The 25,602-nt window shown below is 70.7% G+C and carries 20 protein-coding genes; 8 read left to right on the forward strand and 12 right to left on the reverse strand.

Features of this window, described 5'->3' with window-relative positions; genetic code table 11:
* Nucleotides 1-84 precede the first annotated feature (84 nt).
* Entirely contained in the window at nucleotides 85-2,166 is a 2,082-nt protein-coding gene (locus MD221_RS11945) for a TonB-dependent receptor family protein (RefSeq protein ID WP_242111988.1), read from the forward strand.
* A gap of 35 nt (nucleotides 2,167-2,201) precedes the next feature.
* Here the strand turns inward: MD221_RS11945 and MD221_RS11950 are convergent, their stop codons facing one another.
* The 3 genes from MD221_RS11950 to MD221_RS11960 form a co-directional block, all read right to left on the reverse strand.
* Nucleotides 2,202-2,882, reverse strand: coding sequence for a sterol desaturase family protein (locus MD221_RS11950; protein ID WP_242111989.1), 681 nt, complete (start codon nucleotides 2,880-2,882; stop codon nucleotides 2,202-2,204).
* Nucleotides 2,883-2,975: 93 nt separating this feature from the next.
* Nucleotides 2,976-4,634, reverse strand: a complete 1,659-nt coding sequence (locus tag MD221_RS11955; protein ID WP_242111990.1) for an MFS transporter — start codon at nucleotides 4,632-4,634, stop codon at nucleotides 2,976-2,978.
* A gap of 14 nt (nucleotides 4,635-4,648) precedes the next feature.
* Nucleotides 4,649-6,106 (reverse strand): DcaP family trimeric outer membrane transporter, encoded by a 1,458-nt coding sequence (locus tag MD221_RS11960; protein WP_242111991.1) that lies wholly within the window; start codon nucleotides 6,104-6,106, stop codon nucleotides 4,649-4,651.
* Between the two features lie 176 nt (nucleotides 6,107-6,282).
* Between MD221_RS11960 and acs the strand changes: the two genes are divergently transcribed.
* The gene (gene acs / locus MD221_RS11965) at nucleotides 6,283-8,238 is read left to right on the forward strand and encodes an acetate--CoA ligase (RefSeq protein ID WP_242111992.1); all 1,956 of its coding nucleotides are present in this window, start codon (nucleotides 6,283-6,285) and stop codon (nucleotides 8,236-8,238) included.
* Nucleotides 8,239-8,588: 350 nt separating this feature from the next.
* Nucleotides 8,589-9,257, forward strand: coding sequence for a response regulator transcription factor (locus MD221_RS11970; protein ID WP_242111993.1), 669 nt, complete (start codon nucleotides 8,589-8,591; stop codon nucleotides 9,255-9,257).
* 40 nt (nucleotides 9,258-9,297) lie between these two features.
* On the opposite strand, the gene MD221_RS11975 is transcribed toward MD221_RS11970, so the two are convergent.
* From MD221_RS11975 to MD221_RS11985, 3 genes are all read right to left on the reverse strand, one after another.
* Complete coding sequence (locus MD221_RS11975; protein WP_242111995.1) at nucleotides 9,298-9,669, reverse strand: helix-turn-helix domain-containing protein; 372 nt, start codon at nucleotides 9,667-9,669, stop codon at nucleotides 9,298-9,300.
* Between the two features lie 273 nt (nucleotides 9,670-9,942).
* Nucleotides 9,943-10,314: a helix-turn-helix domain-containing protein gene (locus tag MD221_RS11980; RefSeq protein ID WP_242111996.1), complete on the reverse strand. Its 372-nt coding sequence runs from the start codon at nucleotides 10,312-10,314 to the stop codon at nucleotides 9,943-9,945.
* Nucleotides 10,315-10,587: 273 nt separating this feature from the next.
* Complete coding sequence (locus MD221_RS11985) at nucleotides 10,588-10,959, reverse strand: helix-turn-helix domain-containing protein (RefSeq protein WP_242111998.1); 372 nt, start codon at nucleotides 10,957-10,959, stop codon at nucleotides 10,588-10,590.
* A 290-nt stretch (nucleotides 10,960-11,249) separates the two neighbouring features.
* Here MD221_RS11985 and MD221_RS11990 point away from each other — a divergent pair, with 290 nt between their 5' ends.
* The gene (locus tag MD221_RS11990) at nucleotides 11,250-11,627 is read left to right on the forward strand and encodes a hypothetical protein (RefSeq protein ID WP_242112000.1); all 378 of its coding nucleotides are present in this window, start codon (nucleotides 11,250-11,252) and stop codon (nucleotides 11,625-11,627) included.
* Nucleotides 11,628-11,690: 63 nt separating this feature from the next.
* Here MD221_RS11990 and MD221_RS11995 read toward each other — a convergent pair whose 3' ends face one another.
* The 6 genes from MD221_RS11995 to rpmB form a co-directional block, all read right to left on the reverse strand.
* A complete protein-coding gene (locus MD221_RS11995; RefSeq protein WP_242112002.1) occupies nucleotides 11,691-12,386 on the reverse strand; it encodes a hypothetical protein in 696 nt (231 codons plus the stop codon).
* On the reverse strand, nucleotides 12,383-14,041 hold the full coding sequence (locus MD221_RS12000) for an alkaline phosphatase family protein (RefSeq protein ID WP_242112003.1): 1,659 nt from the start codon (nucleotides 14,039-14,041) through the stop codon (nucleotides 12,383-12,385). Before MD221_RS12000 ends, MD221_RS11995 begins: the two co-directional genes overlap by 4 nt.
* 152 nt (nucleotides 14,042-14,193) lie before the next feature.
* Complete coding sequence (locus MD221_RS12005) at nucleotides 14,194-17,673, reverse strand: hybrid sensor histidine kinase/response regulator (RefSeq protein ID WP_242112004.1); 3,480 nt, start codon at nucleotides 17,671-17,673, stop codon at nucleotides 14,194-14,196.
* A 69-nt stretch (nucleotides 17,674-17,742) separates the two neighbouring features.
* Nucleotides 17,743-19,182 carry a cardiolipin synthase gene (gene cls, locus MD221_RS12010; RefSeq protein WP_242112006.1) on the reverse strand — a complete coding sequence of 480 codons (1,440 nt, stop codon included), beginning with the start codon at nucleotides 19,180-19,182 and terminating at the stop codon, nucleotides 17,743-17,745.
* 163 nt (nucleotides 19,183-19,345) lie between these two features.
* On the reverse strand, nucleotides 19,346-19,513 hold the full coding sequence (gene rpmG / locus MD221_RS12015; protein WP_425490963.1) for a 50S ribosomal protein L33: 168 nt from the start codon (nucleotides 19,511-19,513) through the stop codon (nucleotides 19,346-19,348).
* Between the two features lie 7 nt (nucleotides 19,514-19,520).
* Nucleotides 19,521-19,757 (reverse strand): 50S ribosomal protein L28, encoded by a 237-nt coding sequence (rpmB, locus tag MD221_RS12020; RefSeq protein ID WP_242112008.1) that lies wholly within the window; start codon nucleotides 19,755-19,757, stop codon nucleotides 19,521-19,523.
* Nucleotides 19,758-20,075: 318 nt separating this feature from the next.
* On the opposite strand from rpmB, the gene MD221_RS12025 reads away from it, so the two are divergent.
* From MD221_RS12025 to MD221_RS12040, 4 genes are all read left to right on the forward strand, one after another.
* Nucleotides 20,076-20,486 carry a GntR family transcriptional regulator gene (locus MD221_RS12025; protein ID WP_242112010.1) on the forward strand — a complete coding sequence of 137 codons (411 nt, stop codon included), beginning with the start codon at nucleotides 20,076-20,078 and terminating at the stop codon, nucleotides 20,484-20,486.
* Between the two features lie 64 nt (nucleotides 20,487-20,550).
* Nucleotides 20,551-21,477, forward strand: coding sequence for an ABC transporter ATP-binding protein (locus MD221_RS12030; RefSeq protein ID WP_242112011.1), 927 nt, complete (start codon nucleotides 20,551-20,553; stop codon nucleotides 21,475-21,477).
* Between the two features lie 50 nt (nucleotides 21,478-21,527).
* The gene (locus MD221_RS12035) at nucleotides 21,528-23,342 is read left to right on the forward strand and encodes a hypothetical protein (protein WP_242112012.1); all 1,815 of its coding nucleotides are present in this window, start codon (nucleotides 21,528-21,530) and stop codon (nucleotides 23,340-23,342) included.
* A 52-nt stretch (nucleotides 23,343-23,394) separates the two neighbouring features.
* Entirely contained in the window at nucleotides 23,395-25,557 is a 2,163-nt protein-coding gene (locus tag MD221_RS12040) for an alpha/beta hydrolase family protein (RefSeq protein ID WP_242112013.1), read from the forward strand.
* Nucleotides 25,558-25,602: the final 45 nt, after the last annotated feature.

Here is a 25,602-nt window from a genome sequence, read left to right on the forward strand (position 1 = left end):
CGCCGCGCGCCGCGTTCGACGCGGCGCGCCCATGTCTTGCCGCGCGCGGAGATCCGCGCGCGCATCGTTGCCTGGGGATTCCTCATGTCCGTTCCGACCGCGGCCACGCCGCCTGTTTCGCCGCTTGCCCTCGCCCTGGCCTTGACGCTCTCGGCGACAGCCTCGCCCGTCCGCGCGCAGGAAACGCCGCCATCGCGCCAGGCCACCACCCTCGACCGCATCCAGGTGCACGGCCAGCGTCCGCCGATCGCCACCGGCGACAGCCTCGAACAGGCGCGCGAGCGTCTCGACGAACGCGCCGGCGGCACCGCCGTGCTCGATGCCGAGCGTTACCGCGACGGCCGCGTCAGCACGCTCGCCGATGCGCTCGGCTTCGCGCCGGGCGTGTTCGTGCAGCCGCGCTTCGGCGCCGAGGAGGCGCGCATCGCCATCCGCGGCTCCGGCCTGCAGCGCACCTTCCATGGGCGCGGCCTGCAGGTGCTGCAGGACGGCAGTCCGCTCAACCTGGCCGACGGCAGTTTCGACATGCAGGCCATCGAACCGCTGGCCGCGCGCTACGTCGAGGTCTATCGCGGCGCCAACGCGCTCGAGTACGGCGCGGCGACGCTGGGCGGGGCGATCGGCTTCGTCGCGCCCACCGGCTACGACGCGCCGGCGGTGCAGCTGCGCGCGGAGGGCGGCAGTTTCGGCTACCGGCGCGGCCAGGCCGCGTTCGCCGGCAGCGGCGATCGCGCCGACGGCTATCTGAGCTTGACCGGGCTGCATGCGGACGGCTATCGCGCGCACGCGCGGCAGGAGAACGAGCGCCTGTTCGGCAACGCGGGTTGGCGTTTCAGCGACACGCTCGATGGCCGGATCTACCTCACCCACGTCGATACGCGCTCCGAGTTGCCGGGCAGCCTGACCCTGGCGCAGGCCAGGCACGATCCGCGGATGGCGGCGGCCGGCAACAGGCAGCTCGACCAGCGCCGCGACTTCCGCCTGGACCGGATCGGCGGCAAGCTGGCCTGGGTGCCCGGCGAAGGCAGGACGCTGACGCTGTCGGCCTACCTCGCCGACAAGGCGTTGCACCACCCGATCTTCCAGGTGCTGGAGCAGGATTCGCGCGATGCCGGCATCGACCTGCGCTGGCGTGGCGAGGGACGGCTGGGCGCGCGGCGCAACGTGCTGACCGCGGGCGTCGCCTTCGCGCAGGGCGAGATCGACGACGACCGCTACCGGAACGTCGACGGCCGGCGCGGCGAGCGCACCAACCGCTACGCGCAGCGCGCCGCCAGCGCCGTGTTCTATCTCGAGAACCAGACCTGGCTGGACGACAGCTGGGCGGTGAGCCTCGGCGCGCAGGCGCTGCGCGCGACGCGGCGCTCCCGCGACCGCTTCGTCGACCGCGGCATCGACGAGAGCTTCGACAGGACCTACGCCGGCGTCAGCCCCAAGCTCGGCCTGCGCTACCTGGCCGCGGACGGCGTGCAGCTGTTCGCCAACCTCAGCCGCAGCCTGGAACCGCCGAGCTTCGGCGAGCTCGCCGGCGGCCCCGCCGCCACGCCGGTCGACAAGCAGCGTGCCACCACCGCCGAGATCGGCCTGCGCCTGCGGCGCGACGCGCTGTCGCTGGACGCCGCCTACTACCGCGCCCGCGTGGACGGCGAACTGCTCTCGCTCAACGACGCCGAGGGCAATCCGCTCGGCACCCGCAACGCCGGCCGCACCCGCCACCAGGGCCTGGAGCTGGGCGCGGACTGGGATTTCGCCCGGGATTGGCGGCTGTCGGCGAACTATCTGTGGAACGACTTCCGCTTCGACGGCGACCCCGTCTACGGCCGCAACCGCCTGGCGGGGATCCCGCCGCACCTGCTGCGCGCCGCCTTGCGCTGGTCGCCAGGCCCGCGCTGGCATGTCACGCCGGGCCTGGAATGGGCGCCGCAGGACTATGACGTCGATCATGCGAACAGCTTCAAGGCGCCGGGCTACGCGATCCTCGGCCTGCGCATCGGCGGCGAAGCCGGTCCGCAATGGTCCTGGTTCGCCGACGCGCGCAACCTCACCGACCGCAAATGGATCGCCACCACCGGCGTGATCGCCGACGCCCGCGGCCGGGACACGGCGAACTTCCTGCCCGGCGAGGGGCGTGCGCTCTACGTCGGAATGGAGTGGCGCATGCGCTGAGGCATCGCGTGCCGATCCGTGCTGCCGGGCGCGGATCAGCGCGAGGCGCGCGAAGCGTCGCGCTCGGGGATCCATCGCAGCGTGCCGCAGACCCAGTCGGTCAGCGGCAGCACGATGTTGAAGTTGCTGCGGCCCATCAGGCCGCGGTGGTGGTGCAGCTGGTGCAGGCGACGCATCTGCCTCAGCCACGGCAGCCGGGTGAGCGGGTGGCCGTCGGGCAGGTGGTGGCAGGTGTGGAAGAACTCGTAGAGCAGGTAGCCGGCGATCAGGCCGCAGGCCAGCAGGCGGGCCATGTCGGGCGAGGTCAGCCAGGCGGCGAGCAGCGCGGCCGGAAGCACGAAGGCGCCGGCGAACAGCACGATCAGCCACGGCGGGAACAGGATCACGCGCCAGTCGCGGCGCTGCTCGTAGCTCATCCGCTGCGGGCTGAAGAAGCTGTGATGGTCGCCGGTGTGGCGCCGGTAGAACAGCTTGCCGAGCCGGGTCTTGCGGTGTCCCAGCCAACGATGCACCAGATAGACGCCGCCGTTGAAGGCCAGCAGCCCGGCGGCCAGCGCCAGCGCCTCGGGCCAGGAGAAGCGCCGCAGTCCGGACAGGGCGAAGGCGACGCAGCCGGCGCCGAACAGGGTGATGAAGGACGCATGCGCCACGGCGCTGTAGCGCGGACTGACCTGGGCGCGATAGCGGTCCCGGAACGTCTGCACGGTGTCTTGCATGCGCGCCTCCCACGACCGGCGAAGGGTGCCGGTCCCGTCGCGCGCGGGGGCGCGGCGGGACCGATGATAGCGCCGATGCCGTGCGCGCGGCGGCTACTGGGTGATGTCCACGTCCTTGGTCTCGCGCAGGAACAGCGAGCCGATCACGAAGGTCATCAGCGCGAACACGATCGGATACCACAAACCTGAATAGATGTTGCCGGTGGCCGCCACGATGGCGAAGGCGGTGACCGGCAGGAAGCCGCCGAACCAGCCGTTGCCGATGTGGTAGGGCAGGCTCATCGAGGTGTAGCGGATGCGGGTGGGGAACAGCTCCACCAGCCAGGCCGCGATCGGGCCGTACACCATGGTCACCAGCAGCACCAGGTAGGTCAGCAGCAGGACGACCATCGGCTTGTTGATCTGCGCCGGGTCGGCCTTCTCCGGATAGCCGGCGGCCTTGAGCGCATCGCCCAGTTGCTGGCCGAAGGCGTCGGACTGCGTCTTGAACGCGTCCTTGTCCAGCACCTCGCCCTCGAAGCTGTCGACCACGGTGCCTCCGATGGAAACGGTGGCGACGCTGCCGGCGGGCGCGGCGGCGTTGTCGTAGGGAATGCCTTTCTTGGCCAGCGCCGACTTGATGATGTCGCAGGACTGCTTGAAGGTCTTCTTGCCCACCGGGTCGAACTGGAAGGCGCAACGGTCCGGATCGGCGGTCACCGTCACCGGCGCTGCGGCGACGGCGGCCTCCAGGGCGGGATTGACGTTGTGGGTGAGCGCCTTGAAGGTCGGAATGTAGGTGATCGCCGCCAGCAGGCAGCCGGCCATGATGATCTTCTTGCGGCCGATCCTGTCCGAGAGCCAGCCGAAGAAGATGAAGCCGCCGGTGGCGATCGCCAGCGCGATGGCGATCAGGATGTCGGCGGTATTGGCGTCCACGCCGAGCGTCTTGGTGAGGAAGAACAGCGAATAGAACTGTCCGCCATACCAGACCACGCCCTGGCCCGCGGTGGCGCCGAGCAGGGCGAGCAGCACCAGCTTGCCGTTGCTGCTGAAGAAGCTTTCGGTGATCGGCGCCTTCGAGGTCTTGCCCTCGGCCTTCATCTGCTGGAACAGCGGCGACTCGGACAGCTGCATGCGGATCCACACCGAGATGCCCAGCAGCACCACCGAGACGATGAACGGCAGGCGCCAGGCCCAGGCCTCGAAGGTCTCCTTGCCGAAGTAGTTGCGGCAGGCCCAGATCACCAGCAGCGAGAGGAACAGGCCGAGCGTGGCGGTGGTCTGGATGAAGCTGGTGTAGAAGCCGCGCTTGCCGTTGGGCGCGTGCTCGGCCACGTAGGTGGCCGCGCCGCCGTACTCGCCGCCCAGCGCCAGGCCCTGCAGCAGGCGCAGCAGGATCAGGATCACCGGCGCGGCGAAGCCGAGCGTGGCGTAGCTGGGCAGGACGCCGACCAGGAAGGTCGACAGGCCCATGATCACGATGGTGACCAGGAAGGTGTACTTGCGGCCGATCATGTCGCCCAGGCGCCCGAACACCAGCGCGCCGAACGGGCGCACCGCGAAGCCGACCGCGAAGGCGAGCAGGGCGAAGATGAACTGGCTGGTCTCGTTGAGGCCGCCGAAGAACTGCTTGCCGATGATCGCGGCCAGCGACCCGTACAGGTAGAAGTCGTACCACTCGAACACGGTGCCGAGGCTGGAGGCGAAGATGACCTTCTTGTGGCCTCGCGTCAGCGGCGTGGCCGAGGCGTTGGCGGTGGTGGTGGACATGCGGTTCCCCTGGGTCAGAAGTTGTACTTGACGTGCGTCTGCAGGCGATTGAGGTCGCCGCGGTCGCCGCTCTCGATTTCGCGCTGGCCCCAGATCAGCTCGGCGCCCACGTCGAGCTTGGGCAGCGGCGAGTAGATCAGGTTCACGTGCGCCGACTGCGCCGACTTGGTGATGCCCATGCCGGTCAGCGAAGTGTCGTTGTCGTATTCGGCGCGCGAGTAGAACAGGTTGCCGCGCAGCTTCGGGCTGAACACGTGGCGCCAGCCGACGAAGCCGGCGACCACGTCGATGTTGTCCAGGTCGCCGTTCTCGTCGAGCACCGCGTCGTTGTTCAGCGCCAGGCCGACGTAGCGGCCGATGCCGGTGCCGCCGGTGAGCATGTAGCGGATGTCGTCGTTGGCGCCGATGTTCCACTTGCCCGACAGGCTCAGGCCGAAGCCGGTGCCGCTGTCGTCGGCGCCGGCCGCGGTGGCGGTGCCGGCGGTCTGGTACTTGAGCTGGCGCGCCAGCGCCGCGACGCTGAAGTGGCCCCAGTCGCCCTTGGTGGTGTAGCGCGCGGTGAAGTCCGGCATCGCCCCGTCGTCGCCCTGCACCTGGGCCATGTTGCCGCGGTAGGGCGTGTACACCGTCTCCGGGTTCTCGATCGAGAACGACCACGGCCCGCTGGTGTAGCGCAGCTGCGCCTGGCGCACGAACACCGTGCCCTCGGTGGGGCCGAGGAAGTCGACGGTGTCGGGCAGGGCGTTGGTGTCCTGGAAGTTGGACCAGGTCTGGCCGGCCAGCCATTTGTTCCAGGTGACGTAGGCGTGGCGCAGGGTGAGCGCGTAGGTGTTGGTGGCGACCTCGTTGCCGGTGAAGCTGGTGGTGCCGCCGCCGAACAGGTCGAACTCCAGGTAGGCCTTGAGCTTGTCGCCGCTGTCGAGCTGGGTGTCGGCGCCGAACCAGAAGCGCGAGAAGTAGGCGCCCATGTCGGTGTCGGCGCCGCCTTCCTTGGTGTGCCCGCCGCCGACCGGAATGGCCTTGGGCACGTAGAACAGGCGGCCGACCGTGCCGTCGGGGATGTCGCCGTCGTTGGTGCTGGTCACCGAGGCGTCGAGCTTGATGAAGCCGCCGTAGGTGAAAGTGGTGCCGGGGTTGGCGGTGGCCATGATGGTGCCGCCCTGGATAGGCGCCTTGCCGGCCGGCAAGGCGGCGGGTGCCTGCGCCTGCACCGTCTTGACCTCGCTCAGTTGCGTCTGCGTTTCGGCGACGCTGGCCTGGGTCTGCTGCTGCTGGGACACCAGCTGCTGCACCATCTTTTCCAGTTGCGCGACGCGCGCTTCCAGCTCGCGTTCCTTGGCGGTTTCCGCCAGCGCCGCGCCCGGCGCCAGCAAGGCGAACGACAGGGAAACGGCAAGCAGCGACGCCGCGGGCGCGCGGCGCGTCTGTACGGTGACAGGCGATCGCCTGCCCACTGCGGTCGGCATCGTCATGGAACTCCCTCCGGTAGGGCCTGGTGGGGCCCGGCGAGGGCAGGGTGCGCGTGCGTGAAGATCGCGTCGATTCGCCATTGGTCGAAAGCGGCGCCGCCATTAGACGAAGGTCTAACCTTTCGCGGCCGGGCTTGCGGCACACTGACATCAGTACCGCTCCCGTCGATGCCGATCCGATGACTACGCCCGCCCTCTACCCCGTTCCCGATGCCTTCGCCGCCCAGGCCCTCGTCAAGCGCGAGGACTACGAGCGCGACTACGCCGCCTCCGTCGGCGACCCCGATGCCTTCTGGGGCCGGATCGCCGAGCGCCTGCACTGGGAGCGGGCGCCGACGCAGGTGCGCGACGTCAGCTACGACCTGAAGGACTTCCGCATCCGCTGGTACGCCGACGGCGAGCTCAACGTCAGCGTCAACTGCCTCGATCGCCATCTCGCGCGGCACGGCGAGAAGACCGCGCTGATCTGGGAATCGGACGATCCGAACGCCCCGGCGCAGCGCGTGAGCTACCGCGAGCTGCACGCGCGTGTGTGCCGGCTCGGCAACGCCCTGCGCCAGCTCGGCGTCAAGAAGGGCGACCGCGTCACCATCTACCTGCCGATGATCGTCGACGCGGCGGTGGCGATGTTGGCCTGCGCGCGCATCGGCGCCGTGCATTCGGTGGTGTTCGGCGGCTTCTCGCCCAACTCCATCGCCGACCGCGTCGCCGACTGCCAGTCCACGCTGATCATCACCGCCGACGAGGGCGTGCGCGGCGGCAAGAAGATCCCGCTCAAGGCCAACGTCGACGCCGCGCTGAAGATGCCGGGCACCCATTCGGTGGAGACGGTGCTGGTGGTGCGCCACACCGGTGGCGCGGTGGACATGCAGATGCCGCGCGACCGCTGGTTCGACGCCGTGGTCGATCCGCAGCCGGAGCAATGCCCGCCCGAGCGCATGAACGCCGAGGATCCGCTGTTCATCCTCTACACCTCCGGCAGCACCGGCAAGCCCAAGGGCGTACTGCACACCAGCGGCGGCTACCTGGTCTATGCCAGCTACACCCACGCCTGCGTGTTCGACCTGAAGGACGACGACATCTACTGGTGCACCGCCGACGTCGGCTGGGTCACCGGGCACAGCTACATCGTCTACGGGCCGCTGGCCAACGGCGCCACCTCGCTGATGTTCGAGGGCGTGCCGAACTACCCGGACAGCTCGCGCTTCTGGCAGGTCATCGACAAGCACCGGGTGACCCTGTTCTACACCGCGCCCACTGCGATCCGCGCGCTGATGCGCGAGGGCGAGGGGCCGGTGAAGAAGACCTCGCGCGCCTCGCTGCGCCTGCTCGGCACGGTCGGCGAGCCGATCAATCCCGAAGCCTGGCGCTGGTACTTCGACGTGGTCGGCGACGGCCGCTGCCCGGTGGTGGACACCTGGTGGCAGACCGAGACCGGCGGCATCCTGATCGCGCCCCTGCCCGGCGCCATCGACGCCAAACCCGGCTCGGCGACCAAGCCTTTCTTCGGCATCCGCCCGGCGATCGTCGACGCCAACGGCCGGCAGCTCGAGGGCGAGGCCGAGGGCAACCTGGTGCTGCTCGATTCCTGGCCCGGACAGATGCGCAGCGTCTACGGCGACCACCAGCGCTTCATCGACACCTATTTCAAGACCTACCCCGGCACCTATTTCACCGGCGACGGCTGCCGGCGCGACGCCGACGGCTACTACTGGATCACCGGCCGGGTGGACGATGTGATCAACGTCAGCGGCCATCGCATCGGCACCGCCGAGGTGGAGAGCGCGCTGGTCTCGCATCCGAAGGTCGCCGAGGCCGCCGTGGTCGGCTTCCCGCACGACATCAAGGGACAGGGCATCTATGCCTACGTCACCCTGGTGGCCGGCGAGGAAGGCAGCGACGCGCTGCTCAAGGACCTGGTGACCCACGTGCGCAAGGAGATCGGTCCGATCGCTTCCCCGGACCACCTGCAGTGGGCGCCGGGGTTGCCGAAGACGCGCTCGGGCAAGATCATGCGGCGCATCCTGCGCAAGATCGCGGAGAACGCGCCGGACCAGCTGGGCGATACCACGACGCTGGCCGACCCGGCGGTGGTGGATGCCTTGGTGAAGAATCGTCGCGTGCCGAACGAATGATGCCTGGGCGGCTCGGGATGCGCGCGACTGCACAAAGTTTCGTCATCCCGGCGCAAGCTGGGACCCATTTTGATCTTCGCTGTTGTTCTTTAAGAGCAGAGCGTTTCGTCCGCTGGCGCGGCCGAGTTCATTTCTTTTGCTGGCCCAAAAGAAACGAACCAAAGAAAACGGCCTTCCCCGACGAAGCACTCCCACTGTTTCTCCGCTATCGGGATTTTTCGACTCGCCCTCCTGGCTCGGTCGAAAAACGGCGCACATCCCTGTGCCCTCGGACCGATGGTCCTCGACACCTCCGGGTCTCTTGTTGATATCGCCGCATCAGGATTTTCAGAAGCACTAAAAATACAGGCATGCCCACCCTCCTCATCGCCGACGACCATCCGCTGTTTCGCGAAGCCCTGCGCGGCGCCGTGCAGCGCGTGCTGCCGCAGGCGCTGCTGCGCGAGGCCGACGATGCCGAGTCGCTGTACGCGATGGTCGAGGCCGAGCCGGACGCCGACCTGCTGCTGCTCGACCTGAACATGCCCGGCGCGCAGGGCTTCAGTGCGCTGGTGCACCTGCGCGCGCTGTATCCGCAATTGCCCATCGTGATGGTGTCCGCGCGCGAGGAGCCGGCGGTGATGCGTCGCGCGCTCGACCACGGCGCGATGGGTTTCATTCCCAAGTCCGCCGACGCCGGCACCCTGGGCGAGGCGATCACGCGCGTGCTCGAGGGCGATCGCTGGGCGCCGGCCAGCGCCCAGGCCGCGCCGGCGGCCGGCTCGGACGAGCACGACGCCGCGCAGCGGCTGCGCGATCTCACCCCGCAGCAGTTCCGCGTGCTGCAGATGCTCAGCGCCGGCCTGCTCAACAAGCAGATCGGCTACGAGCTGGGCGTGTCCGAGGCGACGGTGAAGGCGCACATGACCGCGATCCTGCGCAAGCTCGGCGCCAACAACCGCACCCAGGCGGTGCTGATCGCCGGCAGGCTGGCCCTGGACCCGGGGTCGGTGGCGCCGCCGCCGGAAGAGGCCGACTAGCGCGGCGCGGCCAGTGCCGTTTCAGCCCGGGCGATCGCGTTCAGGACGCGTCGAGCAGTTCGATCAAGGCGCGCTGCTGCTTGCGCGAGAGCTTGCGCAGCACGCCGAGCAGGCGCGCTTCCATCGGATCGCTGTACTTGCCCGGGTTGTCGCGCACCGACAGCCCGCTGCCCTTGAGCACGCCGCGTCCGGTCGCCAGCCATTCGAAGCTGACGTGCTGGTGCACCGCGATCTCGATCATCCGGTCCAGTTCGGGCAGGGCCAGGCCGCCCAGCCACTTGCGGGCCGTCTCGCGGCTGACCCCGTAGTACTCGGCCAGCGCGCCGGTCCGCCGGCGCCCCGGCGCGAAGCCGGAGGCATCCAGCGCGCGGTGCAACCGGCGAGCGAATTCGGCGTGCGGGGATTGCGGCATCGGAGGCGGCGGCGATCTTGATGAAAGTGAATACGCCAGGTCGCGACATGCCGCCGTTGCGGGGCGATGCGGCATCGATGCCGCGAGCGAACGCAACCCATTGTTGCGTAAGGAATGTTTGGCATACGCAACTTTCGATTGCTCGGATAAACAATTTGCGATGGCGGTTCGCCGGTCGCACCGGAGCCGAGACCCGATGTGAAGACAGTGGGGGCCCGTCGCCGGAGACGGGCGCGCATCCCGTGATCGGCGTCACCGCCTGCACGGCCGTGCTCAGGGCGCGTCGAGCAGCTCGATCAAGGCGCGCTGCTGCTTGCGCGAGAGCTTGCGCAGCACGCCGAGCAGGCGCGCTTCCATCGGGTCGCCGTACTTGCCCGAGGCCTCGCGCACCGACAGATCCTTGCCCTGCGGTGCGCCGCGTCCGGTGGCCAGCCATTCGAAGCTGACGTGCTGATGGACCGCGATCTCGATCATCCGGTCCAGCTCGGGCAGAGCCAGGCCGCCGAGCCACTTGCGCGCCGTCTCGCGGCTGACGCCGTAGTACTCGGCCAGCGCGCCGGTCCGCCGGCGCCCCGGCGCGAAGCCGGAGGCATCCAGCGCGCGGTGCAACCGGCGAGCGAATTCGGCGTGCGGGGATTGCGGCATCGGAGGCGGCGGCGATCTTGATGAAAGTGAATACGCCAGGTCGCGACATGCCGCCGTTGCGGGGCGATGCGGCATCGATGCCGCGAGCGAACGCAACCCATTGTTGCGTAAGGAATGTTTGGCATACGCAACTTTCGATTGCTCGGATAAACAATTTGCGATGGCGGTTCGCCGGTCGCACCGGAGCCGAGACCCGATGTGAAGACAGTGGGGGCCCGTCGCCGGAGACGGGCGCGCATCCCGTGATCGGCGTCACCGCCTGCACGGCCGTGCTCAGGGCGCGTCGAGCAGCTCGATCAAGGCGCGCTGCTGCTTGCGCGAGAGCTTGCGCAGCACGCCGAGCAGGCGCGCTTCCATCGGGTCGCCGTACTTGCCCGAGGCCTCGCGCACCGACAGATCCTTGCCCTGCGGTGCGCCGCGTCCGGTGGCCAGCCATTCGAAGCTGACGTGCTGATGGACCGCGATCTCGATCATCCGGTCCAGCTCGGGCAGAGCCAGGCCGCCGAGCCACTTGCGCGCCGTCTCGCGGCTGACGCCGTAGTACTCGGCCAGCGCGCCGGTCCGCCGGCGCCCCGGCGCGAAGCCGGAGGCATCCAGCGCGCGGTGCAGCCGGCGAGCGAATTCGGCATGGCTGGAGTGCGGCATCTCGGCACGTTCTTGGATGAATGCGCTGTGTCGCGACAGGCCGCGCCGACATGCGGCAGCATGCCCGATCGAAAACGCAACCCATTGTTGCGTAAAGGGTGATCGGCCAATGCAATTTTCAGTTGTCGTGATTTGCAACTTGTGGTAGCAATGCATGGACGCCTGCTGCCGAGAACTCCCGTGCAAGGAATCCGATGCCACGATTGCCCGTCCTTGCGCCCGCTGCGGCCGGTCGCTGCGCTCCCCGGGCCGTGCGGCCCGATGCGGGCGCCCGCGCACGGGCGGATGCCATGAACCCCTTGTACGCCGACGAATGCGCCATCGCGGACACCGCCTGGGCGATCGCCGCGGTCTGCGGCCTGATCGCCGCCGTGGCCATCGGCTTCGTGGTGGCGTGCGCGCGCCGTGCCTTGCGCGACCGCGACCGCCTGGGCCTGGCCATGCGCGAGGACGCCAACGGCTACACCTTGCTGCTGCTCGCCAACGAAATCGACGCGCATGCCGTCGAGCTGGGCGCGCGAGGGCAGTCCCCGGTCCGGGCGCGGGCCTGGGCGCGGCTGTGCCGGCGCATCGCCGCAGAGCATCTGGCTTGCATCAATGCCTTGATCCTGGAGGACGCGCGCATCCTGGAGGCCGCGGAGCAGACGCAGCGGAAGTGGGGGCGGTAACGTTGGGCCGTGCTTGCCCGGGGGAGGGCGGGACCGCGCCCGGCGCGGCCCCGCATGGGCGCGTCAGTGCGCGTGCCCGTTGCCCTGCCGATGCAAGTAGGCGGCGACGAAGGGATCCAGTTCCATGTCGCCCAGGTCGGCGTAGTCCGATTCGCGGTAGCCGTCCAGCGCGGTGAAGGCGGCATCGGCCGGCACGCGCTGCAGCTTGCGCAGGCGCAGCTCGTAGCGCGCACCGATGCGGTAGCGCGCGGGCAGGCCGCCGGCCTCCAGCCATTCGAGCGTGACGCGCTCGCCCTGGGCGTTGCGGCCCCGATAGCGGATCGCCGCGTCCTCGAAGGCGCGGGACTGGCCGTCGCGTTGCAGCCCGGCGCGCACGCCCGGATCGATCAGCCCGGCCAGGTGCGCCCACTCGGGCACGCGGTTGATGGTGCGCAGATCGCCGGGGGCGAGGGCGATGGCGCGCCGCTCGCGCGGGAACAGCTCCCATTGCGCGATGCCGTCGCCGGTCTGCCGCCACAGCTGCACGGGTGCGTCCTGCAGGCGGTATTCCACGCGCGTGGCGTCGCGCACCAGCACCAGGGTGCGCTCGCCCTGGGCATCTCGGACCTGGTATTCGGCGACCAGCGCCTGCGGATCGGCGGATGGCGCGGCGGGCGTTGCCGCCGGCGTCGCGTCCTCGCCGGCCCAGAGCGGGCCGGCGAGGGCGAGCAGCGACGCCAGCAGCAGGTGCCGCGGCGATCGCGGATTGCGAACGGTCATCGCGTCGCGGCGGCGTTGCGGTTGCGCGCCATGCCCACGCGCAGGTCGTCCTCGAGCAGCGGTCCGAGCAGCGGCGCGTGCGCGCGGTTGCGCGGGCCGCAGCCGCCGAACAGCTGGCAGAGGAAGCCGGAGACGTCCTTCTGCGACTGCGCCATCACGTGGAAGATCGTGTTCTGCTCGACCACGCCCTGGAAGGCGTGCGCGCCGGGGCCGCGCGCGTAGATGCCCACATCCTCGGCGGCATGGGTTTCCGACTCCAGCGGCACCGCGGCTTCCTGCAGGAAGTCGACCTGCGCGGTGTCCACGTTGCTCAGGTCCGGGCGCGCGCCGGGGCCGCGGTAGCCGGGGCCGTTGATGTAGCCGAGCGTGGTGTAGGGCTTGCCGTTGCTGTCCAGCGCCAGCTGGCCGTCGGTGACCACCTTGCCGAGGATGTCGTTGCCGCGGTCGGGATAGCCGGCGACGGTGAAGGTATGGCTGTGGTCGGCGGTGACCACGATCAGCGTGTCGCGCGGATCGGTCTTGCGCAGCGCGGCGCGCACGGCGTCGGAGAGGGCGATGGCGTCGGTGAGCGCGCGGCTGGCGTTGCCGGCATGGTGGGCGTGGTCGATGCGGCCGCCTTCCACCATCAGGAAATAGCCCTTGCGGTTGTTGGCCTCCAGCACGTCGATGGCCTTGCCGGTCATCTCCGCCAGGCTCGGCTCCTTGCCGGCGTCCTTGCCGCGGTCGGCCTCGTACTCCATGTGCGAGCGCTCGAACAGGCCAAGCAGGTGGCGCGTGGTGCGCGGGTTGATGGCGTCGAACTGCGCCTTGTTCCAGACGTAGGCGGCGCCGGGACGCCCGGTCCATTCGCGCGGCAGGTTGCGGCCGTCCTTGCGGCGGCCCTTGCTGCCGGCGTCCTCGGGATCGTTCACGGTGTTGGGCAGGAAGTAGCTGCGGCCGCCGCCGAGCGCCACTTCCAGGCCGTCGCCGTAGGGGAACTCGATCAACTGGCGGGCGATGTCCTTGCAGCCGTTGCGCTTGGCCTCGTCGGTGAGCTCGGCGTCGCTCTCCCAGTCGCGGTTGGGCGTGTGCGCATAGGTCGCCGCCGGCGTGGCGTGGGTGATGCGCGCGGTGCTGACGATGCCGGTGGCCAGGCCCAGCGCCTCGGACAGTTCCAGCATGGTGGCCACGTTCTGGCCGCGCGCGGAGGCGCAGTCGTTGTAGCGGGCGCGCTGGGTGACGCTGAGCACGCCCTGGTTGGTCTTGATGCCGGTGACCATGGCGGTCATGGTCGGCGCCGAATCCGGCGTCTGGCCGTCGACGGAATAGGTCTTGGACAGGCTGACGTAGGGCAGGCGTTCGAAGGAGAGCGCGTTCTCCTCGCCGTTGCCGCCCTTGAGCTGGCCTTCGCGGATGCGCGCGGCCGCCACCGTGGACAGGCCCATGCCGTCGCCGACGAACAGGATCACGTTGCGGGCCTTGGCGCCGTTGGGGCGCAGCGCAGCGCCTTCGCGCGCGGTTTCGGCGCCTTCCTGGTACCAGCGCTGCGGGCTCTCCTTGCGGGGCGCGGCCGGCTTCTTGCCGGCGGCCATCAGCGGCATGGCGATCAGGGCGGTGACGACGGCGCAGCACAGGGCGGTGGCCGCGGGGGCGTGCGGGGTCTGGGAATGGCGCATGGACAGGGCTCCGGGGGATCGGCGGAGCGCCACTGTGCGCGAGGCGTATTGCATTGCCGTGACCGGCCGCGACGGAGGGCTGCAACCCTCCGCCGGCACGATCTGCCCCGCATCGCGGCACGGCGGCGGGCGCTCTCGCCAGCGCCCGCCGGCTAGCGGGCAGGCGCCACGGGCGCGCGCCGCTGCGCCGCCAGGAACGCGCGCAGCGAGGCCGGCTTGATCGGCTTGATCAGCACCCGGTAGCCGCGCGCGCGCGCCGCCCGCTTCAGCGCGTCGCTGCCGTCGGCGGTGAGCAGCGCGCCGGGCACGTCGGTGCCGGCGCGCGCGCGCAGCGCATCGAGCGCGTCGAGCCCGTGCAGGCGGTCGTGCAGGTGGTAATCGACCAGCAGCACGTCGGGCACGGGGTCGACCGCGGCCAGCGCCGCGTCGACCGTGGCGGCGGTGGTCGCGCGCACGTGCCAGCGGTGGAGCAGGGCGCGCATGCCGTCGAGGATCTCGGGGTCGTTGTCCAGGCACAGTACGCGCAGGCCGGCCAGCGTGTCGGACGGCAGCGGCCCCTCGCGCAGCGCGGCATCGTCGTGCGCGGCGCCGCGCTCCGAGAACTGGCCGCGCGGAACGCGGATCGAGAACATGCTGCCGTGCCCGGGCCGCGAGCGCACGTCGAGATGGTGGTTGAGGATGTGCGAGATGCGCTGGCAGATCGACAGGCCCAGGCCCAGGCCCTGTTCGCCCCAGTCGGTGGGCTGCTCGAAGCGGCGGAACTCCTCGAAGATCTGCCGCAGGTGGTGCTCGGGGATGCCGGGCCCGGTGTCCCACACCTGCAGCTCGATGTGGTCGCCGCGCAGGCGCGCGGCCAGCACGATGCGGCCGCTGCGGGTATAGCGCAGCGCGTTGGCGATGAAGTTCTGCAGCACGCGCCGCAGCAGGCGGCGGTCGCTGCGCACCGGCAGCACCTGCGCGCGGCCGCGCGGATACAGGCGCAGGTCGATGCCGCGCCCGGCCGCGACCGGCGCGTACTGCTCCAGCAATTGCCTCAGCAGGTCGCCGGCGTCGAAGTCGGACAGCGCCGGCTGCAGCGCGCCGGCGTCCAGGCGCGAGATGTCGAGCAGGCCGTCGAGCAGTTCCTCGGCCGCGCGCAGCGAGGTGTCCACGCGCTCGGCCAGGTGCCGCTGCTCGCCCGGATCGGTGCTCTCGCGCAGCGCCGAGGTGAACAGGCGCGCGGCGTTGAGCGGCTGCAGCACGTCGTGGCTGAGCGCGGCGAAGAAGCGGGTGCGCGACTGCTGCGCGGCGTCGGCCTCGCGCGTGCGCGCGGCCACGCGCTGCTCCAGCGTCTCGTTCATCCCGCGCAGGGCCTGCTCGGCGCGCTTGTACTCGGTGACGTCGCTGTAGCTGGTGACGTAGCCGCCGCCGGGCAGCGGCTGGCCGCGCATCTCGATCACCTGGCCGCTGGCGCGCACACGCTCGAACACGTGCGGGGAGCCGGCGCGCATGTAGGCGATGCGCTTGTCGATCTGCGTGCCGATCTGCGCCGGCTCCAGCGGCCCCAGCTCGCCGCGCTCGGCGTTGTAGCGGATCAGGTCGGCGACCGGGCGGCCGACGTAGAGCATGCCGTCGGGATACTCGAACATCTCCTGGTAGCGCCGGTTCCACGACACCAGGCGCATGTTGGGATCGACCACGCTCACGCCCTGGTCGAGGTTCTCCAGCGTGCTGGAGAGGATGCCGCGGTTGAAGCGCAGTTCCTGTCCGGCCTCGTCGAGCACCGCCACCACTTCGGCCACGTCCATGCCCGAGCCCTTGAGCGTGCTGGTCAGCACCAGGCGCGCGCTGGAGGCGCCGATGGCGGCGGCGAGCAGGCGCTCGGTGAACTGCACCCAGGCGCGGTCGGCGGCGGCGTTGGCGCGCAGCGGGCGGCCTTGCTGCTCGGCCTGTTCGCCGAAGGCGCGCTGCGCCGGGCGCTCGCCGATGATGCGTCCGGCCAGCGCCAGCAGGTCGCCGACCTGCACGCCGCTGTGCGAGACGCCGGAGACCAGCGTCTGCCGCGCGGCGTAGGGATCCAGGAACGGCGCGCTGCGCAGGCGTTCGTCGAAGCTCGGCCGCCAGCGCGCGGACACCAGCAGCAGCGCGCCGATGTTGACCAGCAGCGACCAGAAGGTGCCGTGGGTGAGCGGGTCCCAGCCGACCAGGCCGAACAGCTGGTGCGGGCGCAGCCAGCCGATCGCGAACGGACCGCGGTCGAGCCAGCCGCGATCGAACCAGCCGGCCTCGGTGAGCGCCGGCAGCAGCAAGGTGTAGATCCACATCGCGAAGCCGAGCAGCAGGCCCGCCTCCACGCCCTGGCGGCTGGCGCCGCGCCAGTACAGGCCGCCGATCAGCGCCGGCGCGAACTGCGCCACCGCCGCGAACGCCATCAGCCCGTAGGCGGCCAGCGTGGTGTCGCTGCCGCTGGTGCGGTAGTAGCCGTAGGCCAGCGCGGCGAGCAGCACGATGGCCACGCGCCGCACCCACAGCACGGTCGCTGCCATGTCGCCGCGGCGCTGCGCCCAGCCGCGGCGCAGCAGCGGCGGCATCACCAGGTCGTTGCTGACCATCGTCGCCAGCGCCACGCTGGCCACGATCACCATGCCGGTGGCGGCCGAGAAGCCGCCGACGTAGGCGGCCAGCGCCAGCCACAGGCGCTGCTCGGACAGCGGCAGCGCCAGCACCAGGCTGTCGGCGTCCACGTGCGCGCCGTCGCCGATCAGCAGCGTGCCGGCGCCGGCGATCGGCAGCACCATCAGCGAGATCAGCACCAGGTAGGCGCCGAACAGCCAGCGCGCGCGGCGGATGTCGGCCACGTTCACGCATTCCACCACCGCCACGTGGAACTGCCGCGGCAGGCAGATGATGGCGGCGAAGGCGAGCAGGGTCTGGCCGATGAAGCCGACCGGCTTGGCGTTTTCCAGCAGCGCGCGCGTGGCCTCGGCCGGATGCAGGTCGCGCGCGCCGAGCCAGCCGATGGCGAACACGCCCACCGCGATCAGCGCGATCAGCTTCACCAGCGATTCCAGCGCGATCGCCAGCATCATGCCCGGCCGGTGCTCGCTGGCGTCGACCTGGCGCGTGCCGTAGAGGATCGCGAACAGCGCCATCAGCGCGGCCACGTACAGCGCCGGATCGCCGAGCGTGGAGGTGGCGGCGTCGTAGCCGCCGAGCACCGCCAGGCTGATGGCCACGGCCTTGTACTGCAGCGCCAGATAGGGCACGGCGGCGATCAGGGCGATCAGCGCGACCAGCGCCGCCAGCCGCTGCGCGCGCCCGTAGCGGGCGGCGATGAAGTCGGCGATGGAGACGGTGTTCTGCGACTGCGCGATCAGCGCCAGCCGCTCCAGGATGCGCCAGCCGAACAGCAGCATCAGCAGCGGGCCGAGGTAGATCGGCAGGTAGCCCAGGCCGGTGCGGCTGGCGGTGCCGACCGCGCCGTAGAAGGTCCAGGAGGAGCAGTACACCGCCAGCGACAGGCTGTAGACCAGCGGCCGCAGCCAGGTGCGCCCCTGCGAATACTGCGGGTGCCGGTCGCCCCACCAGGCCACTGCGAACAGCAGGGCGGCGTAGCCGACCGAGACGAGGGTCAGGACCCAGTTCTGGACCAAGTGCGCGGCTCTCGAGTGAGGCAGCGAGTGTACGCCGATCGCGCGCGCGGCGGCCCGCCGCCGCCCGCGCTACAGGAAGGAATCGGCCAGCCGGGCGATGCCCTCGCGGCTGCGGCGCCAGGTGGGGCGGCGGCGCCAGGTCTCGTAGTCGACGTGGTCGGCATCGGCGAGATAGTCGTCTTCGATCGCGCGCAGCCGCGCCGCCACGGCCGGGTCGTAGCAGAGCACGCCGACCTCGGCGTTGAGGGCGAAGGAGCGGATGTCGAGATTGATCGAGCCGACCAGGGCGACGTCGCCGTCCACGCGCAGATGCTTGGCGTGCAGGAAATGCGGCCGGTAGAGGGCGATGCGCACGCCGGCGGCGAGCAGTTCCTCGTAGTAGGAGGTCTGTGCCCAGGCGGTCAGGCGCTGGTTGTTGCTGCGCGAGAGGATCAGCTGCACGTCGATGCCCGACAGCGCGGCCACGCGCAGCGCGGTCAGGGTGGCGTCGTCGGGCACGAAGTAGGGCGTGGCCAAGGTGACGCTGCGCTGCGCGCGCTGCACCGCGGCCACCACCAGGTTGCGGGCGTTCTCGAACGGATAGGCCGGCCCGCTGGGCAGCACCTGCGCCGGCGTGGCGCCGGCCGTGGCGGCCGAGGTGACGGATTCGGTGGCCACCGCGAGCGCCTCGCCGGTCTCGATGTACCAGTCGCTGGCGAACAGCGCCGCCAATTGCAGCACCGCGGCGCCTTCGATGCGCGCGACCACTTCGCGGTTCGGGAAGCCGCGCACGAACTCGGGCGCCGCCAGGTTCTGCGAGCCGGTATAGCCCACGCGGCCGTCGATCACGGCGATCTTGCGGTGGTTGCGCAGGTCCATGCGCGAGCTGCGGCGCCAGGCCAGGCCGCCGGCCAGCATCGCGCGCACGTCCACGCCGGCCGCGCGCAGCGGCCTGGCGAAGGCGCGCAGCCCGCGCTTGGCGCCCACCGCGTCGAGCAGCACGCGGCAGCGCACGCCGCGCGCGGCGGCGCGGCGCAGGGCGTCGGCGAAGGCGTGGCCGACGGCGTCGTCGAACATCAGGTAGTACAGCAGGTGCACTTCCTCGCGCGCGTCCTCGATGTCGGACAGCAGCGACTGCAGCGAGGCGTCGTAGCGGTCCAGCAGCGTCACGGCATTGCCGGTCATCGGCATGAAGTCGCCCAGGCGCTCGGCCAGGCGCGCGATGTCGTCGAGATTGCCTTCCTCGCGGCGTCCGGGCGGCGTCCAGCGCAGGTGCGCCAGCGGCAGCTGCTGCTCGCGGATGAACTGCGAGGCCTGCGACTGGCGCTGGCGCCGCTGCCTGGCCAGCCAGGGATGGCCGAAGGCCAGGTACAGCGGCAGGCCGAACAGCGGCACGAAGCCGACCAGCAGCAGCCAGCTGCGCGCCGCTGCCGGCGTGCTGCGCGTGGGAATCCAGAACAGCGCCGCGACGCGGATCAGCCAGTCGGCGACCAGCAGCAGGGTGCTGACGGTGATGGCGGGCAGGTCCATGCCGCCATTGCAGCACGAATCGCCGCCGCGCCGAGCGCCGGCCCGGGGACGCTGTGGTGCGCGCGTCGGGCCACGCGGGTCCGCAAAACGAAAAACCCGCCTCGCGGCGGGTTTTCGTGAAGGCGGGGACGGCGAGCCGGCCCGGATCCGCGTCAGGCGCGGATCACTTGATCTTGCCTTCCTTGTAGATCACGTGCTTCCGGACGACGGGGTCGTACTTCTTGACCTCCATCTTGTTCGGCGTGTTCTTCTTGTTCTTGTCGGTGGTGTAGAAGTGGCCGGTGTTGGCCGAGGAGATCAGGCGGATCTTGTCGCGTTTGCTGGGCATGATGGGCTCCTCAGATCTTCTCGCCGCGGGCACGCAGCTCGGCCAGGACGACGTCGATGCCGTTCTTGTCGATGGTGCGCATGGCGCTGGTGGAAACGCGCAGCTTCACCCAACGGTTCTCGCTGGCGACCCAGAAGCGGCGCTCGTGCAGGTTGGGAAGGAAACGGCGGCGGGTTTTGTTGTTGGCGTGCGAGACGTTGTTGCCGGTCTGCACGCGCTTGCCGGTGACTTGGCATACGCGGGACATGGTCGTACCTCGTGCTTCTGCGCGGAGCGATCCGCAATGGGTGTCCCCCTTGGCCAGGGAGGCGGCGGCCCCGGCAACCGATGCCAGCATCGGGTACCGCGCGATTCGGGTGTCTTGGTTCGCCGTGCGGAGGCGGGGACGGAATCGCACTTCCGGCCCGGTCCGGGCCTGGGCCGGACACAGCGAGCCGCGCATTATGCCGCGCGGTCCGGGGCGGGGCAAGGATTGATCCACAAGCGGGCATGACCTTCGGGGGCTTGACAGGTCGAATGTCTCAACTGTACTAATATTCACAGTACAGTTAATACGGTGATGCCGATGGCCCGTCCCCAAGCCCTGCTGATCCAGATCGCCACCGGCGACCCGCGCCCGATCAGCAGGCAGATCGTCGATGCGGTGCGCATGAAGATCGCCACGGCCGAGCTGGCGCCGGGCGACCAGCTGCCGAGCGTGCGCGGCCTGGCGCAGCAGCTGACGGTCAATCCGAACACGGTGGCCAAGGCCTACGCCGAGCTGACCGCCGAGGGCTGGCTGGAGTCGCGGCAGGGGCTGGGCCTGTACGTGGCCACGCCGCGCCAGCGCCTGAGCGATGCCGAGCGCGAACGCCGCCTGGACGAGGCGATCGGGCGCTTCCTCAACGACGTGATCGCGCTGGACTACCCGCCCGGGGAGGTGCAGGCGCGCCTGGAGGCCGAGTTTCGCGCGCTGGCGCCCAGGAAGACCGCCTGACCGCTGATCCCGTCCCGTCCTCGCTTCCATCCGAGTCGATCCAAGCCCGCCGCACGGAACCGCCATGGCCACGCCCTCCACCGACTACGTCATCGAGACCACGGCGCTGAGCAAGCGCTATGGCCGCAAGCTCGCGCTCGACCACCTCGACCTGCGCATCCCCAGCGGCCGCATCCACGCCATCGTCGGCGCCAACGGCGCCGGCAAGTCGACGCTGTTCCGCGTCCTGCTCGGCTTCCTGCCGCCGACGACGGGCCAGGCGCGCATCCTCGGCCGCGACAGCGGCCGCCTGACGCCCGGCGATCGCGAGCGCATCGGCTTCGTCAACGAGGAGCACACCCTGCCGGGATGGATGCGCGTGAGCGCGGTGACGGCGATGCGCCGGCGCCTGTACCCGCGCTGGAACGAGGCCGCCTTCCGCGGCGTGCTCGACCACTACCACGTGCTGCCGGAGCAGAAGGTCGGCCAGCTCTCGCGCGGCGAGCGCGCCGGCTTCAACCTGGCGCTGGCGCTGGCGCAGGGGCCGGAACTGCTGATCCTCGACGAGCCGACGCTGGGCCTGGACGTGGTCGCCAAGCGCGCCTTCCTCGAATCGCTGATGTACAGCAACGCGGCCGATGCCTGCACGGTGATCTATTGCTCGCACCAGATGGAGGAGATCGAGCGCGTCGCCGACAACCTGATCATCCTCGAGCGCGGCCAGCTGAGGAACATGTCGGCGCCGGAGGACTTCTGCGCGCGCGTCACGCACTGGATCGCCGACATCCCGTTCAAGGGACCGGACCCGGCCAGCGTGCCGGGACTGCTGCAGGCCCAGCGCCTGGACGGGCTGCAGCACTACCTGGTGCTCGACCAGGACGAGGGCTTCGCCGAGTTCCTGCGCGCCAGCGGCGCGCGCTCGATGCAGAACATGCCCGTCAGCCTGGACCGCGCGGTCAACGGCTTCCTGGCCAAGAACCATGCGATGCCGGCGGGCGCCGCGACCCATTGACCTTCCGGCGCGCCGCATGACGCGGCGCGCCATGCCAATCAGGACAACCCATGCGGGATCTCTTCAAGGCCGAACTGCAGCGCTTCCGTCTGTGGGCGGCGGCCTACGCCCTGGTGCATCTGCTGGCGCTGGGCTTCCTGGCCAAGCTCGTCGATCTGGCGCAGCAGCCGTCCACGCCCTATGAACTGTTCGCGGCGATCTACGCCGCCACCGGCCTGCTGCTCGGCCTGTATCAGATGGGCGGCTATCGGCGGCCGAACGCCTGGCTGAACCTGCTGCACGGGCCGGTGCCGCACTGGCGGGTGGCGACGGCGCTGCTGGGCGCCTGTTTCGTGCTGCTGGCCGTGGCGGTGCTGCTGCCGCTGCTGCTGGTGGCGCTGTGGCAGGGCACGATGACCGCGCGCGTGGTCGACACGCGCCACCTGCTGCTGTGCGGTTCGGGCTGGCTGATGGCGGCGTGCGGCTATCTGGCCGGCTGCTACGCGATGCTGGCCAATCGCCGCTACGGATTCTGCGCGCTGCTGTTCATCCCGCTGTTCGTGTTCGGCCAGGCCACCGGCGCGGGGACGCTCATCGTGCAGGGGGCGGCGCTGGCCTATCTCGCGGCGATGGTGCTGATCGCGTTCAAGCCCGAACTGAGCGCGCCGCCGCGCGGCGCCGCGGTCGCGCTGACGGCGGCGCCGCTGACGATGACGATGTGGTTCGCGCTGCTGCTGGTCGGCTTCGCCGTCGAGTTCGTCTGGATCGCGCAGGGCTCGCACCCGAACAACCGCGCCGTGCCGATCGCCGGCGGCGAGAAGGAAGCCGAGAACGCCAAGGGCGCGGAGATGATGGCGATCGGGCTGCGCGACAGCGCCGCGCCCGAGGCGCGCCTGTGGCGCGAGCAGGCCAAGATCTCCGAGATTTTCGGCCTGTCCTCCTATCTGCGCGCGGTGCCGGTGCGCCACGAGCTGACCAATCTGGCGCCGATGGAATTCGACGACGAGACCCGTCGCGTGCGCTGGGTATTCAGCCACGACCGCATGCGTTTCCAGGGCTACGGCCTGGTCGACAAGCGGCCGGCGGGCAGCCTGGGCGTGGCCGGCGACCGTCCTTTCCCCGCGCCGCCGCTGCCCGGCCCGGACAACCTGCTGGTGAGCAGGGAGGCGGTCTATCAGTACGACGGCGACGCGGGGCTGATCCTGCCGCGCGCGCAGCTGCCGGCCGGCGAAGTGCTCGCCGGCTATGGGCCGGTGGGCGACGACATGCTGCTGCTCAGCGATCGCGCGCTGTATTTCTACGACCTGGCCGGATTCAGCGACGACGACGTGCTGCTGCGGCCGCGCCAGCGCGTGCCGCTGCCCGGCCGCGTCGGCGACCTGGCGCGGCTGGACCTGATGGAACTGCTCGACGGGTACCTGGTGTCCTTCACCTTCGCGCGCTGGGGGCACAACGCGGAAGGCGCCGACTCGTTCCAGTCGATCGTGCGCGTCGATGCGCACGGGCCCGCGGTGCAGGTCGCCCGCCGCGCGATCGGCCACGACTATCCCGACCTGTGGCGCTACCAGAACTGGTGGGTGTCGCCGCCGCTGTACGCGGCGCAGAAGGCGATCACCGGGCTGTTCTCCGGCTACGTGCTGCTGCGCGATACCGATCCGCCGCCGGTGCCGCGCCGGGTCGTGCTGGTGGCGCTGGCGCTGATGCTGTTGTCGATGCTCGCGGCGATCTGGCGAACGGCGAAGCTGGCCTTGTCGATGCCGGCGCGCGTGGCCTGGATCGTGATCTGCGGCGCGTTCGGAATCCCCGCGTTGATGGCGCTGTGGCTGTTGTATCCGCCGCGCGAGAGCTTGGAGGAAGTGCCGCTCGGCCAGGCCGCGGCGGCATAACCGGACACGGATGTCCCCTCCGCCCGTCGGGCGGATCGCACAGGAGAACCCCATGATCGCGCTTCCGAAGATCAGGCTCCCGAAGATCAGGCTCCCGAAGTTTTTCGGGGCGCGGGCCGCGCTCGCCCTGATGGTCTGCGCGCTGGCCGCGCCGGCCGCATGGGCGGAGCGTGCCGAGGACGCGGCATTGCGGGCGGCGGTGTCGGCCGAGCGCGCACGCGCGACCGCGCCGCGATTCGACCGCGTCGCCTTCCTCGGCAAGCCGCGCCTGCTCGGCATCTGGCTCTCGCCCGACGGTCGCCGGATCGCTTACCTGCGCGAATCCGGGCGCAACCGCGGCCTCTGGCTGCTGCCGGCCGGCGGCGGCACGGCGCGCCGCCTGTTGCTGGATACCGATGCGACGCGCGTGGCCTTCACGCGCGACAGCCGCTGGCTGCTGCTGGAATCGCCGCGCCAGCTGTCCGCGCTGGCGGTGGCCGGCCAGCCCGGGTCCGGCGCCATCGCCAAGCTCGGCGGACGCTGGCCGCGGCGTTTCATGGGAGCCGATCCGGTGATGCCGGCGGCGGCGATCGTGCTGGAAAGCCCGCCGCGCGTCTCGCGCAAGCCCAGGCAATGGCGCCTGTACCGCGTGCGGGTCGACGGCACGCAGACCTTGCTGCACGCCTCCGCGCGGCAACTGGTCGACTTCGCCTTCGACGACGACGGGCGCCTGGCCTTCGTCAGCCAGGCCGAGCGCGACAAGTACGTGATCTATCGGCTGGACCGCCCGGCGACGTCCGATGCGCACGGGGCCAGGCGTGCGCGACCGCGCGAGGCGATGCGCTGCGTCGACCTGCAGCGCTGCAGCCTGCTCGCCGCCACCGACCGGGGGCGCGGCCTGCTGCTGGGCACGGATGCCGGCAGCGGCTTCCATCGTCTCGCGCACCTGGACGCGGACGGCCGGTTGCGCACCCTGCATGCCGATCCGCGCGGCGAGGCCGACCTGGACGAGGTCGTGCTCGACCCCGCCACGCGCGAACCGCTGATCGCCGGCTACCGCAGCACGGTCGCCACCAACTATGGCCTGACGGCGCAGGCCCGCGGCCATGTCGACGCCATCGAGCGGCGCTATCCGCGACGCAACCTGCGCATCGAGGTGGGCGCGGGCCCCGGCGCGCATTGGCTGGTGCACGAGCGCGGCGGAGAGATCAAGGGCGAGCGCTTGCACGTCTACGATCCGGCAACGCGACGCTTCCGCGATCCGATCGACGAGGCCGGGTTCCAGAGCCGCGGCAAACCGGTGGCGCCGCTGCCGGCCTCGGCGATGGCGCGCAAGATCGCCTTTTCCTATCCCGCCTCGGACGGCATGCGCCTGCACGGCTTCCTGTTGGTGCCGCCGGGCGTGGATGCGGCGCGCGCCCCGCTGATCGCCTTTGTCCACGGCGGGCCCTTCAACCTGTTCCGCCCCGAGTTCAGCTCGACCAGCCAGTTCCTCGCCAATCGCGGCTACGTGGTGTTCGAAAGCAATTTCCGCGGTTCCACCGGCCACGGCCGCGCCTACGTGCAGGCCGCACGCGGCGACTTCGGCAACGGCCGCGTGCAGCAGGACATCGTCGAGGGCGTGCGCTACCTGCTGGCGCAGGGAATCGGCGATGCGCGGCGCGTGGGCATCGTCGGCGCGTCCTTCGGCGGCTATTCGGCGCTGCAGGGCGTCACCTTCCAGCCGGAGCTGTTCAAGGTCGGCATCGCGGCGGTGCCGCCGGCGGATTTCGGCTGGGTGCTGCGCTGGTATGCGCGCAGCCTCGATGCGCTCTCGCCCGGGATCCTGTTCCCGGAGACGCTGCGCCTGCTGTCGCTGGACCCGTTTGACGTCGCGATCGCCGAACGCCTGCGCGCGCAATCCCCGATCGCCAACGCCGCGCGGCTGCGTCGGCCGCTGTTGCTGCTGGCCGGCGGCGACGACGAGCGCGTGCCGGTGCGCAGCGTCACCCACTACGCGGCGCAGCTGCGCGCGCTGGACAAGGACCTCACGCTGTTCATCGATGCCCGGGCCCGGCACCAGCTGGAGGACCCGCGCACGCGCGAGGCCTACCTGTACCTGATGGAGCGCACGCTGCACCGGGCACTGGGCGGTCCGGCGCCGGCGCCGCCGGACAAGGCGCTGCGCGACCAGCTGCGGCGCGACGTGCTGATCGACGGCGGCGCGGCGGCGGGCACGTCGGGCGCCGCTCGATGATTCGATGGAGCTGTCCGGCGCCGGAGGCGGCGCGTTCGGCGCATG

The organism is Luteimonas aquatica, from assembly GCF_022662575.1.
Taxonomy (GTDB): Bacteria; Pseudomonadota; Gammaproteobacteria; order Xanthomonadales; family Xanthomonadaceae; genus Luteimonas; species Luteimonas aquatica.